This window comes from Ruegeria sp. BB1 (genome assembly GCF_056539465.1).
The window spans coordinates 105,875-120,633 of the sequence record NZ_JBQFVB010000002.1; the positions used below are offsets into that span (position 1 = coordinate 105,875).

The following is a 14,759-nucleotide window of genomic DNA, read 5'->3' on the forward strand; positions in this document are numbered from 1 at the left end:
GGATCAGTCGGGTTTCCGGGCGATGATCCAGGTCGGGTGGTAGGTCAACGGAACCCCGTCCTTGCCGCCAAACTGCCGAACATAGTCATTATTGAAGGAAAGCAGGCTTGACTTTGTCCACGGCTTCTGCGCGCGCCCGTTCACTCCGGTTCTGCGCAGATGGTCCAGCACGTCGCGAGGAGAGGAAAACTGCATCTGCTGTTTGGATTCTCCGGCACTGACGACGTTCAGAATACCTTCGACAGCAGCGGTCAAAACCTCCGGTCCACAAAGGCCGGGCGCCTTCGCCGCCGATCCAATCTGCACCAGTTCCTGATATTGCAGCGGGCCAAAACCGGAAACCGCCAGCCAGCCTCCGGGGGCCAGCGCCCGCGCGGCCCGGTGCAGGAACGCGGCGGGATCTGGCAACCACTGGATCATTGACGCCGAGGCAATCAGATCCGGTTTCGCAGGCCATGCGACCGTTTCCGCATCACCACACAGAAATCCTGCACCAAAGGACGCGGCGGTCTCATATGCCTCGGGTGACAGATCGTTGACGGTCAAACCATCAAACGCGAACTGCGCGCAAAGCCTTTGGGTCAAATGACCGGTGCCACAGCCAAACTCCAATCCGGACTCAAAATGCGTCGGAGCACCGTCACGTTGCAAATCCTTCGCCAATCGCTCAGCTATCCGCGCCTGTTGGTTGGAAGCCTCGTGGTACGAGCGGAAACTGCGGCTAAAACTACGCTGGACGCGGCTGGTCATCTGGGCATTCATGCGATCCACTCCTGCCAGTTCTGACCGTTGGCAAAGGGTATATGCGCGGTTGGAACAGTTCGGACTGCTTCTTGTTGATCAACCCACGCTGCCTTTTGGGCGGATGTGGAAATGATCCGGTCCCTCAGCGGCATCCAAATCCGGTCGAACCCGGGATCGGGTGCCGGGCCACGTTCGATCACCGCGTGCAACTCTGCTTTTGCCGTGTCGATATCTATTTCGGGCGCCGGACCTTCCAGCCCAGCTCGGCGGCAGAACTTGGCAAAGCTGGCGGTGCTGAGTTGATCGGCCGTGGCCCGGATCATGTCTGGCGCGATGCCGCGTTCGACATCGGCGGGATGCAATGTGCCGCTGACCGCGATCAGCCGATCTGGCCGCACCCCCGTTTGTGCCAACCAATGCGCGGCCGAGGCCACGCCAAACGAGAACGCGATCAGGGTGACCTTGTCATAGTTAGACAGCTCGCTCAGCGGGTTATCCAAACGGATATAGTCGTCGACGAACAAGACATCCGTATTGCCCTCCAGGCTTTCGAAAGGACCCGGGCCAAGGGCCCAGCCCCCGAAAACCAAAAGCACCTCGGCCGTGCCTGAGCGGGACAACCAGCGCTGTTTCATGACATCCCTCGAACCAGCGATACCATGGCCGAGGTTACGCGGCTTAGCTCATCTGATGAGATGATATAGGGAGGCATGCAATAGATGTTGCGCGCGAACGGTCGCAGCCAGACGCCGGTTTCCAATGCCAACCCATGCGCCACAGAAGGGTCGACCCAGCCTTCCATCTCGATAACACCGATGGCACCCAAGACGCGCACATCCGCCACACCGGGCAAGTCACGCGCCAGAGCCAGCTCCTGCGTCATCTGTGCAGCGATACCCGCCACTTCCGACCGCCAATCGCGGACCGAGAGTTGTTCCAGACTGGCCACCGCCGCCGCGCAGGCCAGCGGGTTAGCCATATAGGTGGGCCCGTGCATCATGACGCCGGCCTCGCTTTCCCCAATCCGTCGTGCGACGGTTTCGGTGGTGACCGTGGCCGCCAACGTGATATGCCCACCTGTCAGCGCCTTACCCACGCACAGGATATCTGGCACAATGTCGGCATGGTGCAGGGCAAACAGCTCACCGGTGCGGCCAAAGCCAGTGGCGATCTCATCGAAGATAACTAGCACGTCATGTGCCTTGCACATCTCATGGGCGCGCTGCAGCCAGGTCGGGTGGTAGAAATACATCCCCCCTGCCCCCTGAACCACAGGTTCAAGGATCAGCCCCGCGATCTGGTCAGCTTTCGCCTCCAGCAACTGTTCCAGTGCATTCAGTCCGTTCAGGTCACCATCCTCGGACCAGTCCTGACCAAAGGCGATCTGTGGGCGCGGCAGGAAATGCTGAACGGACAGGGCGCCCGCAAACAACCCGTGCATTCCGTTGACCGGGTCGCACACGCTCATCGCTTTCCAGGTGTCGCCGTGATAGCCGCCGCGGATGGTGGCAAACTGCGTTCGCCCCTTGCGACCCTGCGCCATTTGGTACTGCACCGCCATTTTCAGGGCTACTTCGATGGCGACCGACCCGCTGTCGCTGTAGAAAATGCGATCCAGCCCGTCGGGCAAAAGCCCGATCATTTTCCGGCCCAGTTCAATCGCGGGTTCATGTGTCAGCCCACCAAACATCACATGCGGCATCTGATCCAACTGCGACTGCATGGCTGCGATGATGGCCGGGTGACGATGCCCGTGCACCGCACACCACCAGGACGACATGGCGTCGATCATCTGCGTGCCATCCTCAGCCGTCAGCCAAACCCCGTCTGCCCCCGTGATCAGGTGCATCGGGCCGGGTTCCAGCACGTTTGTGTAAGGGTGCCACAGATGGCGGGCATCAAACTCCAGCGGTGTCATAAGGCACCTCGGATCGCGTCAATGTCGATGGCAGAGAATGCGTCGGACAGGGTTTCGCGTGAAAGGTTTTCGACGAAGGGCAGCCTGCCCAAATGGCGGATATTGGTCATTTCGGCGATGGTCTGTTCCACGTCCGGCTCTGGGTCGCCAACAAAGGCCACACCAATCACTTTGGACCCTGCATTGCGCAACGCCATCAGGGACAGGGTCGTGTGATTGATCGTACCCAGTGCGGTACGCGCCACCAGCACAATCGGGGCCTGCCACTGCGCAATCACATCCAGGAAAAAGACCTGACGGTTCAGCGGCACCATCAACCCGCCCGCGCCTTCAACCACAAGTGGGCCGGGCACCGGCGGCAAGGTCAGGCGGGCCGGGTCGATTTCAATCCCCATATCCTCGGCCGAGAGATGTGGCGAGGCGGGCATGTTCAACCGATACGCCTCGGGCAGCACCTCGGCCCCGGTCAGGGCCTTGACGGTTTCCGAGTCGGTGGCCTCTTCCAGCCCCGACTGCACAGGTTTCCAATACCGCGCGCCAAGGGCTGCTGTCAGGCCCGCTGCAAAGACAGTTTTCCCGATGCCCGTATCCGTTCCGACTACGATGACAGGGCTCATGCGGCCTCGCTTTGTTGCTGCGCTAGGGTTTCGAACAAGGCGGTAATATTGGCCTGTGAAACATTGCCTGTAATCGAAACCCGTAGCCGCGATGTGCCGCGCGGAACCGTAGGAGGGCGAATGCCGCGCACGTCAAAGCCTTGCGACTGCAGGGCTGCGGCAGTCTGCATCGTGTGCGCTTCGTCCCCAAGAATGACGGGGATGATCTGACTGTTCAGCACACCCGGCGACACGCCATTCCGGCGCGCTTCGGCATGGGCATGATGCATGCGGGAGTCTGCCGCGTCGGTCAGTCCGGTGTCTGATTGCAAATGCGCCAGTACAGCCCGCACCAGGGCCGCGTTAAACGGAGATGGCGCGGTCGCAAAAATGAACGGCCGTGCCCTGTTGATCAGCGCGTCGATCATCAGCCGTGGGCCACAGATCAGTCCGCCCGAAACGCCCAGACCCTTACCGCAGGTATGCAATGTCAGCACTTCGGCCTTCAACCCATGCGCCAGTCCTTTGCCATGTGGGCCGAAAACACCGGTCGCATGGGCTTCGTCCACGACCAACACCGCTTCCTGCTCCACAGCCAGATCGGACAGCGCGTTCAGGGGCGCGAGATCACCCTCCATCGAATAAACGCTTTCCACGGCAATCCAGATTTGACCGGACCCTCCTGCGGAAAGCCAGTCGGCAATAACACGGCGTGCGTCGGCCACATCGTTATGAGCAAAGGCCCGCGTGTCGGCCCGGCCAATACGCATGCCTTCATGAGCGCTGGCATGAACCAGATCATCATACAGGATCAGATCACCACCGGCGGGAAGGGTCGAAAAAATCGCCTGATTGGCCTGAAACCCGCCACCCATGAACAAGGCGGCCTCGGCGTCGAAAAACGCGGCGGCCTCAGCCTCCAACGCCTCATGTTCCGGGTGATTGCCGCGCAGCAACCGCGACCCACCCGATCCCAGCGGCACACCGCGATCCAGCGCCTTTTGCGCGGCACCTTGCAGCCATGCAGATTCGGACAGACCCAGATAATCATTCGAGGCAAAGTCCAGCCCACGCCTCGGGGTCAGCACCCGGCGACGATGCCGGGCGCCTAATGTTTCAAGCATCGAGTTCAGGCGACCCAATGCTTTCATTCAGCAGCTTCCGCGCAGCTTTGCCCGGCCACGGTTTCGGCTTGCAGCCCAAGCTTGGCAAACAGGATCGCGTCGGTGTCTTCTTCTGGGTTCTCTGCCGTCAGCAGCGTTTCCCCCACAAAAATCGAGTTCGCCCCGGCCAAGAAACACATGGCCTGATGCTCATCGGTCATATCGCTGCGTCCGGCAGACAAGCGAACATAGGATTTCGGCATCATGATACGGGCGGTGGCGATCACACGCACGAACTCGATCGGATCGATCGGCTTGGCGTCCGCCAGCGGTGTGTCTTCCTGCGGCATCAGCATGTTGATCGGCACTGATTCAGGTGCGGGTCCCATATTGGCCAGTGTGACCAACATATCGACACGGTCGCCGACCTCTTCACCCATCCCCAGGATACCGCCGGAACACACTTTGATCCCGGCTTCTTGCACGCGGGTCATTGTATCGATCCGGTCGGCAAAGGTGCGGGTGGTGATCACTTCGGGGTAATAACGCTCGGACGTGTCGATGTTGTGGTTGTAATAGTCCAGGCCCGCGTCACGCAGGCGAAACACCTGGTTGTCGTCCAGCATGCCCAGTGTCATGCAAGTCTCCATACCCATCTCGCGAACGCCTTCGACCATGGCTACCAGCGCATCCATGTCGCGATCTTTCGGTTCACGCCAGGCCGCGCCCATGCAGAACCGGGTAGCACCACCATCCTTGGCCTTGCGGGCCTCGGCCAACACGCGCTGAACCTCGATCAGTTTCGAGGCCGACAGTTTTGAGCCGTTGCGCGCCGATTGCGAACAATAGGCACAATCCTCGGCGCAGCCACCTGTCTTGATCGACAACAGCTTGGAGGTCTGAATCTTGTTGGGATCGAAATTCTCGCGATGCACGGTCTGCGCGCGGAACAGCAAATCCATCAGGGGAAGATCATATACGGCCTGCGCCGCCTCGCGGGTCCAAGTGGGGGAGGTGTTTTCCATTTTATCGATAATCTATCCAAAACTCCATGCCTAGCTTTTCTAATATCGATAATCCGACAAACTACAACTTAAATCTAATTCAACAGCGCCGAACCGCGAAGCGTGATCAAAGCCCAGCCACCTGCGGTAAAAGGTAGACTCCTGTTTCAGGGGCACAATTGACCGCAATACGGCAGCCATACGCCTGACTGAGCAAATCGTCGCACAATGTATCCACCGGCGTGCCCTGGCTGAGGATTTGCCCATCCGACAGTAGAATCACATTGTCGGCACACATGGCCGTCAGGTTCAGATCATGCATCACCATGACCACCCCGCCGCCGCTGGCCGCGAAATCCCGAACAATTTGCATCACCTGCAATTGGTGGCCGATATCCAGGCTGGAAACGGGTTCGTCCAGAAACAACCAGCGCGACCCTGTCGGCCCGGTCGGTTGCCACACCTGCACCAGAACGCGGGCCAGTTGAACACGCTGCTGCTCACCCCCTGACAGTTCCTGATAGAACCGCCCTTCAAATCCACCCAAACCGACACGAGTCAGCGCATGCAGGGCAATCCGGTCGTCCATGGCCCTGCGCATACGCCCCATGCGGAGCACCTCTAACACGGTGAAAGGAAAGCTCATCGGAGTCGCTTGTGGCAAGACGGCACGAATGTCGGATAGCTCAGCAGCGCTGGTTCGCGCGATATCCCGACCGTTCAACGTAACGGCCCCGTCATGGTCCAGATCGCCGGTCAGCGCGGCCAACAAGGTAGATTTACCCGCCCCCGACGGGCCCACAACGGCAGTCACCTGTCCGGGCTGGGCTGAGAAAAACAGATTGCTTAGGATCGTGCGGCGCCCCAGCTGAACGCTCAGGTCTGTGACAATCAACATGGTCTAAAGGTCCACAATTCCGCGTTGCCTCAACAAAATCCACAGAAAGAACGGCGCGCCGATGACTGCGGTGACAATCCCAATGGGCAACTCAGACGGCGCGATGATCATTCGGCTGATCAGATCGGCCAGCACCAGAAGCGCCGCACCCAGAAGGGCCGAATTGACCAGCAGGTATTTGTGATCGGGCCCCGAGGCCAGTCGCAGCAGATGCGGCACCACGATACCCACAAACCCTATCCCACCACTGACGGCCACAGCTGCCCCGGTCGATGCGGCGACGACTAGAATGGCGCAGGTTTTCAGATGTTGCACGCGGATGCCGATATGCCCGGCTGCGGCTTCGCCCAGGGCCAGACCGTTCAGACCCAGCGCCAGAAATGGCGACAGCATTAGGGGGATCAGGATCAACGGGGCCGCAACCATGATCTTGCCCCAACTGCTGCCCGCCAGAGAGCCCATGGACCAAAAGGTGAAATCCCTCAACTGCGCGTCATCCGCCGCATAGACAAGGATGCCTGTCAATGCCATCGCCAGCGCGGTCAGCGCAATCCCGGCCAGCAGCATCGTTGCAACAGAGGTTCGGCCATGCCGCGTCGCGACCTGGTAGAGCAGCATTGTGGTGATCCAGGCGCCAAGAAACGCTGCAATCGGGACAAGCCATGTTGCCAGCCCGGCGGCAACGGTCAAAGTCCCGCCCAGAACAATCGCACCGACCGCCCCCAAACTGGCCCCGGCGCTGACGCCAACTATGCCCGGATCGGCCAGCGGGTTGCGGAATAAGCCCTGCAGCACTGCCCCAGACACAGCCAGCGCCGCCCCAACAAGACAACCCATGATCACACGGGGCGCGCGGATATCCAGCAAAACCACCCGGTCCCGTAAGGACAGGTCTTGGCCCTGTGCCATATCGATCAATGCCTGCCACAACGACGTGCCCGCCGACCCCGTTGCAAGCCCGGTCAGCACCACCACACTCAATACAAGGATCAAAACCCAGCTGAGCCGACGCGCGGTTACGCTCCGGTCGCCGTCGATTGTCATCCCGTCAGCGGTTTGGTCAGCCATTGGCGCCGCGCAATCCAGCTGCAAGATCAGAGATGGCCTGCCCGGTGCGCACCGAAAAACCCAACAACAACATGCCATCCATCCGCAACAATTTAGCGTTCTGACCTGCCGGTGTGGCCGCAATCGCAGGGTGTTTGAAAACCTCTTCATCTGTCAGGGAAATCTGTCGACCGCTCTCCATCAGCAAGATGACATCGGGGGCTGCTGTAATGATCGCCTCATCCCCCAATGGTTTATAGCCCTGAAACCCCTCAACAGCATTTGTGGCCCCGGCCAGTTCGATAATACCCTGCGCTGCTGTATCCTGCCCTGCGGCCAGCACGCGCCCACCCTGCATTGCCAGTACAAACAGAACACGCTGATCGGCCAATTCACTGTGCGCAGTGGCGGCATCGATTGCGCCGCCAACGCGTTGCGCCAGTGCTTCGCCCTCGTCAGGAACATCCAGCGCCTTGGCAACGGCCTTGATCTTGGCGACAACCGCCGCGCGATCATGGCCCATCGGTATACTGACAAAAGGGATATGAGTTTCGGCCAGAACCTCCAGCGTTTCCGGCGGGCCTGCGCCCTCTTCTGCCAAGATCAGATCGGGGCTGACCGACAGCAACCCCTCGGCGGACAAGCGGCGCACGTAGCCTATGTTTGGCAATGCGGCGACCTGCGGCGGATGGTTCGACGTGCTGTCGCGTGCCACCAACCGGTGTTCTTGTCCCAGCGCATAAATGATCTCGGTGATCGATCCCCCGGCCGAGACAATGCGTTGCGCCGGGTCGGCATGCAGACCAAATGCAGATACCAACAGCACCAATCCGGCAAGTTTCAGTTTTGCGCGCACCCGAGTCATGCCGGAACCTCCTCTGGGCGGCCCTCAAGCGACGCAACAAGGTCGTTCCAGATTGCAGCTGAGGCAGGCTCGGCCAGCACGCCAAAGATTTGCAATATCAGTGCGCCCTGCGCGTCAAACGCCTCGACCGAGATCGCATCGCCTCGTTTGGTGGACTTCCTGGCCTGCCAGACCTCGGCGATGTGATCGGTGCGTAGGTGCAGGTTAAAGCCAGGATCCAGCACATTCAGCCATGGGCCCATCTGCTTGACCTCTTTGAGGGGTCCGGTGTGAATTTCGATGCACCCCTGATTGCCAACAAAAACCATGATCGACAGGCCTGTTTTTGCGGCGCTGTGCAGAATTGTGTCGACAGCCGATATCGCCAGAGGCCGCACATATGGCGCCCCGGCCATGCGATAGGCCCCCAACCTGTTCAGCTTAAGCTTGCGAACCATCTGGAGAAACTGATGGGTATCTGTGATTTCATCCCATCCAGCACGCAGACGGTCAGTTTTCTCGGGGTCGACCTTGGCAGGTTCGACCGCTGCGCGCGGTTCAACTGTCAGAGTGTCTGACTGGTCCGGCAGTTTCAGGGCCTCGATCACGGCATCCCATTCCTCGATCACAGAGGTATCGCGCAAAAAGACCTTGTGAACCGCATCACCCGCGGCGTCGAAAATCTGAAGGGACAGGCGTTCCGAGCCATCCTCAAGCGTTTTGGCCACGGCAAAGCCGTAAACCCAGTGACGCGGGAACATGCGCAGATCAATCTCATGATTGGCGATCAGCGCCGCGTGGGGGCCGCCACGGTAATCATCGTAAATCCCCACCTTCTCGATCACGCAGCTTTCGTTGCGAGTCAGTGCCATGACCTCGCCCAATCGGTTCACCAAGGGCATCAGCCGGTCCATGTCGGGGCTTATGCGGGTGGCTCCGTGTCCGACATGCGCGGCCACCAGCTGTGCCTCGGTGATGCCGAGTTGATCCGCCAGATCACGCTCGCGCCGCTTGGGGTTTTCCAACCGCGCAGTACGGATTTCAGAAGGGCTTGGATGGGTCATGGTCGTCTCCACAATGGTATCGAAACGCATTTGGCTGGGACCGAGACGACCGGGCTGCGCGCTGTTTTTAGCTTTCCTTGCCCTTGTCCTAAGCGGTCCGGCCTGTGGCATCAAGGGCACGCAGCAGTTTTCTGACAAAAATAGTATGGTATTAAAAAATCTAATCCGCTAAGGAGCCGCCCACATGGACCACAGCGCGCAGCATCTAGCGCGCAGGCCCGTAGAAACACCCAGCACATCGCGAGGTAGCATCTGAATTTCGCCTGTTTCAGGCGGGTGCATCTCTGACTGCACGATACACATACTGGGGGTTTCAATGAAATCAGCATTAAAGCGGCCTACCGCAAGCGTGGCCCTGACCAGCGCCGTTTTGGCGGCAACGCCGCTATGGGCGCAAGAACAAGAAGACGACATCATCCAACTCGATGACATCATCGTCACCGGCACCGGGCTTCCAACCGAGGTTTTCGACAGCCCGTCCTCCGTCACCGTTGTGGAAGCCGGTGAAATCCGCGAAATCCCCCCGGCCTCAGTCGCCAATCTGTTGTCGGATGTGCCGGGCGTTCAGGTATCCGAGAATGATCTGGATCGTATCCGTATCCGTGGCGAAGATTCGCAGCGCGTCGCAATCCTGCTGGACGGTCAGCGCCTGTCGGATCACAACCGTTATGGCACACCTCTGCTGGTGTCACCCACCGATATCGAACGGATCGAGATCGTGCGTGGCCCTTCATCGGTTGTCTCAGGCAATCGGGCCATCGGGGGTGTCGTGAACATCATCACCAAACGCGGCGCCGACAAACCGGTCGAGGTTTCCGGCACCGCAGGTTACATCGGGGCCAATGACGGCTATCGCACCGCTGCCAGCATCGCAGGTACGTTCAACGATTTTGACTATCGTCTGTCGTATTCGAAACTGGATCTGAACGACCGCGAAACACCCGACGGTGATCTGGTGCCCTCCAGCAGTGAAGAACACGGCGTGCTGGGCTTTGTCGGATACCGCTTTGGCAACAGCTATGTCGGCCTGCGCGCACAGGATTTCGACGCCTCGACCGAGGTGTTCACCGGCAGCCCGGATGCCCAGATCAACCTGCCCAAACGGGACCTGCGCAAATACAGCGCGTTCTACGAAGGCGAAGACCTGACGCCCTGGATGTCGATGCTGAAGTTCAGCGCTTATACGCAAAAGGTCGACCGCGTGTTCGACAGCGAATTCACCAGCAGCGGCGGGCCGGTCACCACCATTGTCAACGCTGGATCGGACGATGAACAGACAACAAGCGGGTTCGTGGCAACAGCAAACTTTGAATTTGCACCCGGTCACCGATCAGTCATCGGGTTTGAATATGACGATGACCGGTTAGAGACCACCAAGACCTCTGATATCACGGTCATTCCGCCCTTTGGACCGCCCAGCCAAATCAGCGTGCCCTCTTTCACGGATGCGGAAATCCGAACAGCCAGTATTTTTGGACAGCACGAAGCAACCTTTGGCGATTTCGTCGCCACGGTCGGCGCGCGATACTATAGCGTCGAAAGCGATCTGAACGAACGCACGGTCAACGGGTTTCCGCTGCCGGATGCCAGCAACAGCGATGACCGCTGGCTGGGCTCGATTGGTGCCGTCTACAATCTGTCAGATGACGCCATCCTGCGGGCCAACATCTCGCAAGGTTATACATTCCCGTCCCTGTCCGAGCTGTACCTGTCCTCGTCGGCTGGCGGCCAGGTCATCAATGGCAATCCGAACCTGAAACCCGAAACCGCGACCAACTATGAAATCGGTGCGCGTGTGGATCGCGGGAACTTCGTGCTGGATACGGCCATTTTCTATACCGAAGCCAAGGACTACATCACCACCGTGGCCGATCCGGTCAATCCGGTCGAGCTGATTTATGACAATGTCGAAAGCGCAGACAGCTGGGGCATTGAAATCGCGGCCGAGGTTGACCCCGGCTGGGGCGGTGTGCGCCCCTATGTCATCGTGTCGAATGTGACCCGAGAGTTCACCTATTCTAACGGGTTCAGCACCAAAGACAGTGGGACCCCGGAATGGACAGGGACGCTTGGTGTGCGCTCAGACTGGCAAACAGCCAGCTTGACGGGCACCTGGGATATGTTCCTGCGGGGCGAAAGCGCGGCCGAGTTGCGCGACGAAAACGGCAATATCGTCGACAGCGGGACAGCCACCGGCACCAACCCGACCTCGGGCTGGACCACGCTGAACTTCCGCGGCAGCGTGGATTTGACCGAGAACGCATTGCTGACGCTCGAGCTTAACAACATCCTCGACAGGTCCTACCGGGCCAATGACCAGATCCCGGCTGCAGGACGCAATATCAACCTATTCGTCACTGCAACCTTCTGACCCGGAGAACAGCGGGGCCACGGGGTAACCCGGTTGGCCCTGCACACAGGAGAACCTTATGATATCCCGATTGATCCTGTTTATGGCCCTTGCGATGGTACCGGTTGCCCTCGCCGCGCAAGACACCCTGACACCCCCAGTGCCAGAGGTTCTGGTGTCAGGCGACCAGATTGGACCAGCGCAACCAGTTTCGGCTGAACCCAACGAGCCCGTGCCTGGACACAGCACAAGTGTGGAAACCGCACAGGATGCCTCGGTCCAGGCGGCCGAGTTTCTGCGCAAAGGCGGACCATCGATCTGGGCCATCGCGGCACTGTCTGTGGTCACCGTTGCCCTGATCCTGTGGAAGATTTGGCGGCTGGCCCTGATCGGGGCATGGTCGAGAGGCAAGGCCGGTCAGGCCGTGGATTTGTTCGAGACTGGGGAGCCCGATGCCGCTGCTACGACACTCCATGGCCGCCGGGGAATTCGATCCAAGGTGATGAGCCATGCCATCCGGTCCATTCGCACCCTACCCGAAGACCGCGCCCGCGAAGAGGTTTCGCGCGTGGCCAAACGCGAGATTGCCGATGCCGGTACCGGCCTTCGAGCGCTGGAGCTAATCGCAACGATCGCACCTCTGTTGGGTCTGTTAGGCACAGTTCTGGGCATGATTGCAGCGTTTCAGGCGCTGCAACAGTCAGGCAACCGCGCCGATCCCTCCCTATTGGCTGGCGGCATCTGGGAGGCGCTTCTGACCACCGCGGCAGGTATGGCCGTGGCCATCCCAGCCTCGGCCGCGCTGACGTGGTTCGAGGCCGTAATCGACCGCATCCGCCGCGATTTGGAAGACGGCGCAACCCGTATTTTCGTATCAGGCAAGCCGGGCAATCTGAAGCTGGCTGCCGAGTGATCTGATGCAATTCGCCCCAATTGCAAAACCCAGACGCAAGCCCAACCTCACGCCGATGATCGACGTGGTGTTCCTGCTTTTGGTGTTCTTCATGTTGGCGTCCCGCTTCGGCATCGAGTCCATCTTGCCGCTGCCGCTGGCCTCTGCGGGCCAGGAATATAGCGGACCACCGCGCCTGATTGACGTCCTGCCCAACCAAGAGTTGCTGAACGGCATCGCAAGCGCGGATATAGCTCGCGATCTTGCACCACTGATGCAGGCCCCCACGGATTTGGTGATCTTGCGCGGCAGGAATGGCGCGACATTGCAACGGATCGTGACCGTCACCGAGATCCTGCGTGACGCCGGGTTTATTTCGGTCGTTTTGGTGGAATAGCGCGATGAATTTCTCGGACCCATCCGGCAAACCGCGCCCTGCATCCATCCTGCCGATGATCAATGTCGTGTTTCTACTGCTGATCTTTTTCCTGATGACGGCGAACCTGATCAAACCCGAGCCGTTCGAAGTTACCCCGCCAAAATCGACATCCGACACCGACCCCAAGGTTAAGCGGGTGCTTTATGTCGACAAAACTGGCCGTATGTCCTTCGAAGGGAAGGAAGGAAACGCGGCGCTGGTCGCCTTGGCAACGATTAGCGAAACCAACAGCATCGTCCAGGTTCGCGCCGATGCGCAGCTTGAGGCCAAAGTGATGTCGGGGCTGCTGCGTGGTCTTGCACAAGCGGGGCTGAACCGGGTCGAGCTTGTGGTGGCCCGAAAATGAAACGCTGGGTTGAAGTCTTTGTTTTTGTTGCTCTGGCCGCCGCCTTGCATCTCGCCGCCTTTGCCAGCCAGCCAAAGTCTGGTGTTGTTGCGGGCGGTGTTGGTGGCGCAGATCTGGCAACGATAAAAGCTGCCGCCCCCTCGGTGGCCGAGATGGTCAAAACGTGGGAGGCTGCGCCCATCACGCCCCCCCGGCAGACGCCGACCGTGCAAGTGCCGCAAACCCCGGCCGTCCCCGCCGGGCCAACCTTGAAAATCGATCAGGCCCCAAGGGCTCAAATGACAATCGCACTTGCCCCGCTAGAACCGGAGAAGCTGCCGCAGGTGGACACGGCACAGCCGCCACCAGTTGCCACGCCGACGGAAAGGGCCGAGCGTGAATCTCAACAGCCAGACAAGACACCCGCGCAGGACGGTCGAAAAGCCAAGGTAACCGCCGTAGGTGTCAACAAACAGGTTGCCGCAGGTTCAGGTGACGGATCGCAGGCCGGGGCGGGATCGGCGGAAGTGAACGCTGGGTCCTCTGGAAAGCAAGCAAAGCTCAAGGTGTTTTGGGGTGCAAAAGTTCGCGCCCGCATCGAGCGCAACAAGCAATCGTTGCGCCGCACGGATGGTGGCAGCGCCATGATCACCCTGACCGTTTCGCGCGATGGGCGTCTGTTGTCGCATAAACTGTTGAAATCATCGGGCAATTCGGCACTGGATCAGGCCGCGCTTAGCGCTGTGGCCCGTACAAAGCGCGTACCGAAAGCACCCAAGGGGTTACAGGGCGACAGCTTTCGCTTTTCTGTACCGATCAGGTTTGAGCCCCGTTAACCGGCGCCACCGTCAGGAAAACGGGTGTGGTTCCAACAGAATTCGAACCGAAATCGCGATGAAAAACAGCGCGCTGCCGGTCAGGACAAACACGTGCCAGATGGTATTGTGAAACGGCAGGTGTTCCGAAAGATAGAATGCAACGCCGACGGTATAAACGACACCGCCCGCCATCATCAGCCACACTATTGTCGGCGACAGCTCGGTCAGCATGGATTGTCCGGCCCAAATGATGGCCCATCCCATCATCAGATACAGGCCCAGACCAAACCACCGAAACCGGTTTGGATCGATCAGCTTCAATGTTGATCCCAGCGTCGCCGACGACCATAAGCCAATCAAAAGCCCCCATGCCTGCCCGCCCGAAAGCAAAACGAACGGCGTGTAAGTGCCAGCGATCTTGACGTAGATACCCGAATGATCCAGCCGGCGCAGTAGATCGGACCATCTGTCATTGTCGACCATGTTGTAGAGGGCGGAAAACGTCAGCATCAACACCAGCGTCACGCCATAGATCGAAACTCCCAGTACTGCCTCGGGCTCGGACCGGTGCTGGGCGGTGATCGTGATCAGAACCGGCACGGCAACAAGGGCCGCGGCCACGCCCAATACGTGTACAACCCCATCGCTGATACGTTCGGCCCGGGTATAGGCCGGCCGGATATCTGCAAAAGACCACATGTCTCAAATCTAGGGGTC

The 14,759-nt window shown here is 59.6% G+C and carries 16 protein-coding genes; 5 read left to right on the forward strand and 11 right to left on the reverse strand.

Annotated elements, in window-relative coordinates:
- Positions 1–3: 3 nt before the first annotated feature.
- The 10 genes from ACR0AL_RS08290 to ACR0AL_RS08335 form a co-directional block, all read right to left on the reverse strand.
- Complete coding sequence (locus ACR0AL_RS08290) at positions 4–762, reverse strand: methyltransferase domain-containing protein (RefSeq protein WP_480662623.1); 759 nt, start codon at positions 760–762, stop codon at positions 4–6.
- Positions 759–1,379, reverse strand: a complete 621-nt coding sequence (locus ACR0AL_RS08295; RefSeq protein WP_170412309.1) for a pimeloyl-ACP methyl esterase BioG family protein — start codon at positions 1,377–1,379, stop codon at positions 759–761. Before ACR0AL_RS08295 ends, ACR0AL_RS08290 begins: the two co-directional genes overlap by 4 nt.
- Complete coding sequence (gene bioA / locus ACR0AL_RS08300; RefSeq protein ID WP_480662625.1) at positions 1,376–2,662, reverse strand: adenosylmethionine--8-amino-7-oxononanoate transaminase; 1,287 nt, start codon at positions 2,660–2,662, stop codon at positions 1,376–1,378. The genes ACR0AL_RS08295 and bioA overlap by 4 nt, the downstream gene beginning before the upstream one ends.
- The gene (gene bioD / locus ACR0AL_RS08305) at positions 2,659–3,279 is read right to left on the reverse strand and encodes a dethiobiotin synthase (RefSeq protein ID WP_480662627.1); all 621 of its coding nucleotides are present in this window, start codon (positions 3,277–3,279) and stop codon (positions 2,659–2,661) included. The genes bioA and bioD overlap by 4 nt, the downstream gene beginning before the upstream one ends.
- A complete protein-coding gene (locus tag ACR0AL_RS08310) occupies positions 3,276–4,409 on the reverse strand; it encodes an 8-amino-7-oxononanoate synthase (RefSeq protein WP_480662629.1) in 1,134 nt (377 codons plus the stop codon). Before ACR0AL_RS08310 ends, bioD begins: the two co-directional genes overlap by 4 nt.
- Positions 4,406–5,386 (reverse strand): biotin synthase BioB, encoded by a 981-nt coding sequence (gene bioB / locus ACR0AL_RS08315; RefSeq protein ID WP_170349946.1) that lies wholly within the window; start codon positions 5,384–5,386, stop codon positions 4,406–4,408. Before bioB ends, ACR0AL_RS08310 begins: the two co-directional genes overlap by 4 nt.
- 106 nt (positions 5,387–5,492) lie before the next feature.
- Positions 5,493–6,263 (reverse strand): heme ABC transporter ATP-binding protein, encoded by a 771-nt coding sequence (locus tag ACR0AL_RS08320; RefSeq protein ID WP_480662631.1) that lies wholly within the window; start codon positions 6,261–6,263, stop codon positions 5,493–5,495.
- A gap of 3 nt (positions 6,264–6,266) precedes the next feature.
- Positions 6,267–7,331, reverse strand: coding sequence for a FecCD family ABC transporter permease (locus ACR0AL_RS08325; protein ID WP_170361771.1), 1,065 nt, complete (start codon positions 7,329–7,331; stop codon positions 6,267–6,269).
- Positions 7,324–8,175 carry a heme/hemin ABC transporter substrate-binding protein gene (locus tag ACR0AL_RS08330; protein ID WP_170361772.1) on the reverse strand — a complete coding sequence of 284 codons (852 nt, stop codon included), beginning with the start codon at positions 8,173–8,175 and terminating at the stop codon, positions 7,324–7,326. Before ACR0AL_RS08330 ends, ACR0AL_RS08325 begins: the two co-directional genes overlap by 8 nt.
- Positions 8,172–9,218 (reverse strand): hemin-degrading factor, encoded by a 1,047-nt coding sequence (locus tag ACR0AL_RS08335; RefSeq protein WP_480662633.1) that lies wholly within the window; start codon positions 9,216–9,218, stop codon positions 8,172–8,174. Before ACR0AL_RS08335 ends, ACR0AL_RS08330 begins: the two co-directional genes overlap by 4 nt.
- A 316-nt stretch (positions 9,219–9,534) precedes the next feature.
- On the opposite strand from ACR0AL_RS08335, the gene ACR0AL_RS08340 reads away from it, so the two are divergent.
- Genes ACR0AL_RS08340 through tolA form a run of 5 tightly spaced genes read left to right on the forward strand, consistent with a single transcriptional unit; the run spans position 9,535 to position 14,060 of the window.
- Positions 9,535–11,589, forward strand: coding sequence for a TonB-dependent receptor (locus ACR0AL_RS08340; RefSeq protein ID WP_480662635.1), 2,055 nt, complete (start codon positions 9,535–9,537; stop codon positions 11,587–11,589).
- 58 nt (positions 11,590–11,647) lie between these two features.
- On the forward strand, positions 11,648–12,481 hold the full coding sequence (locus ACR0AL_RS08345) for a MotA/TolQ/ExbB proton channel family protein (RefSeq protein WP_480662637.1): 834 nt from the start codon (positions 11,648–11,650) through the stop codon (positions 12,479–12,481).
- A 4-nt stretch (positions 12,482–12,485) separates the two neighbouring features.
- On the forward strand, positions 12,486–12,857 hold the full coding sequence (locus tag ACR0AL_RS08350) for an ExbD/TolR family protein (RefSeq protein WP_170412279.1): 372 nt from the start codon (positions 12,486–12,488) through the stop codon (positions 12,855–12,857).
- A gap of 4 nt (positions 12,858–12,861) precedes the next feature.
- Entirely contained in the window at positions 12,862–13,245 is a 384-nt protein-coding gene (locus tag ACR0AL_RS08355) for an ExbD/TolR family protein (protein WP_480662638.1), read from the forward strand.
- A complete protein-coding gene (gene tolA, locus ACR0AL_RS08360; RefSeq protein ID WP_480662640.1) occupies positions 13,242–14,060 on the forward strand; it encodes a cell envelope integrity protein TolA in 819 nt (272 codons plus the stop codon). The genes ACR0AL_RS08355 and tolA overlap by 4 nt, the downstream gene beginning before the upstream one ends.
- Before the next feature lie 12 nt (positions 14,061–14,072).
- Here tolA and trhA read toward each other — a convergent pair whose 3' ends face one another.
- On the reverse strand, positions 14,073–14,741 hold the full coding sequence (gene trhA / locus ACR0AL_RS08365) for a PAQR family membrane homeostasis protein TrhA (protein ID WP_170349956.1): 669 nt from the start codon (positions 14,739–14,741) through the stop codon (positions 14,073–14,075).
- Positions 14,742–14,759 lie beyond the last annotated feature (18 nt).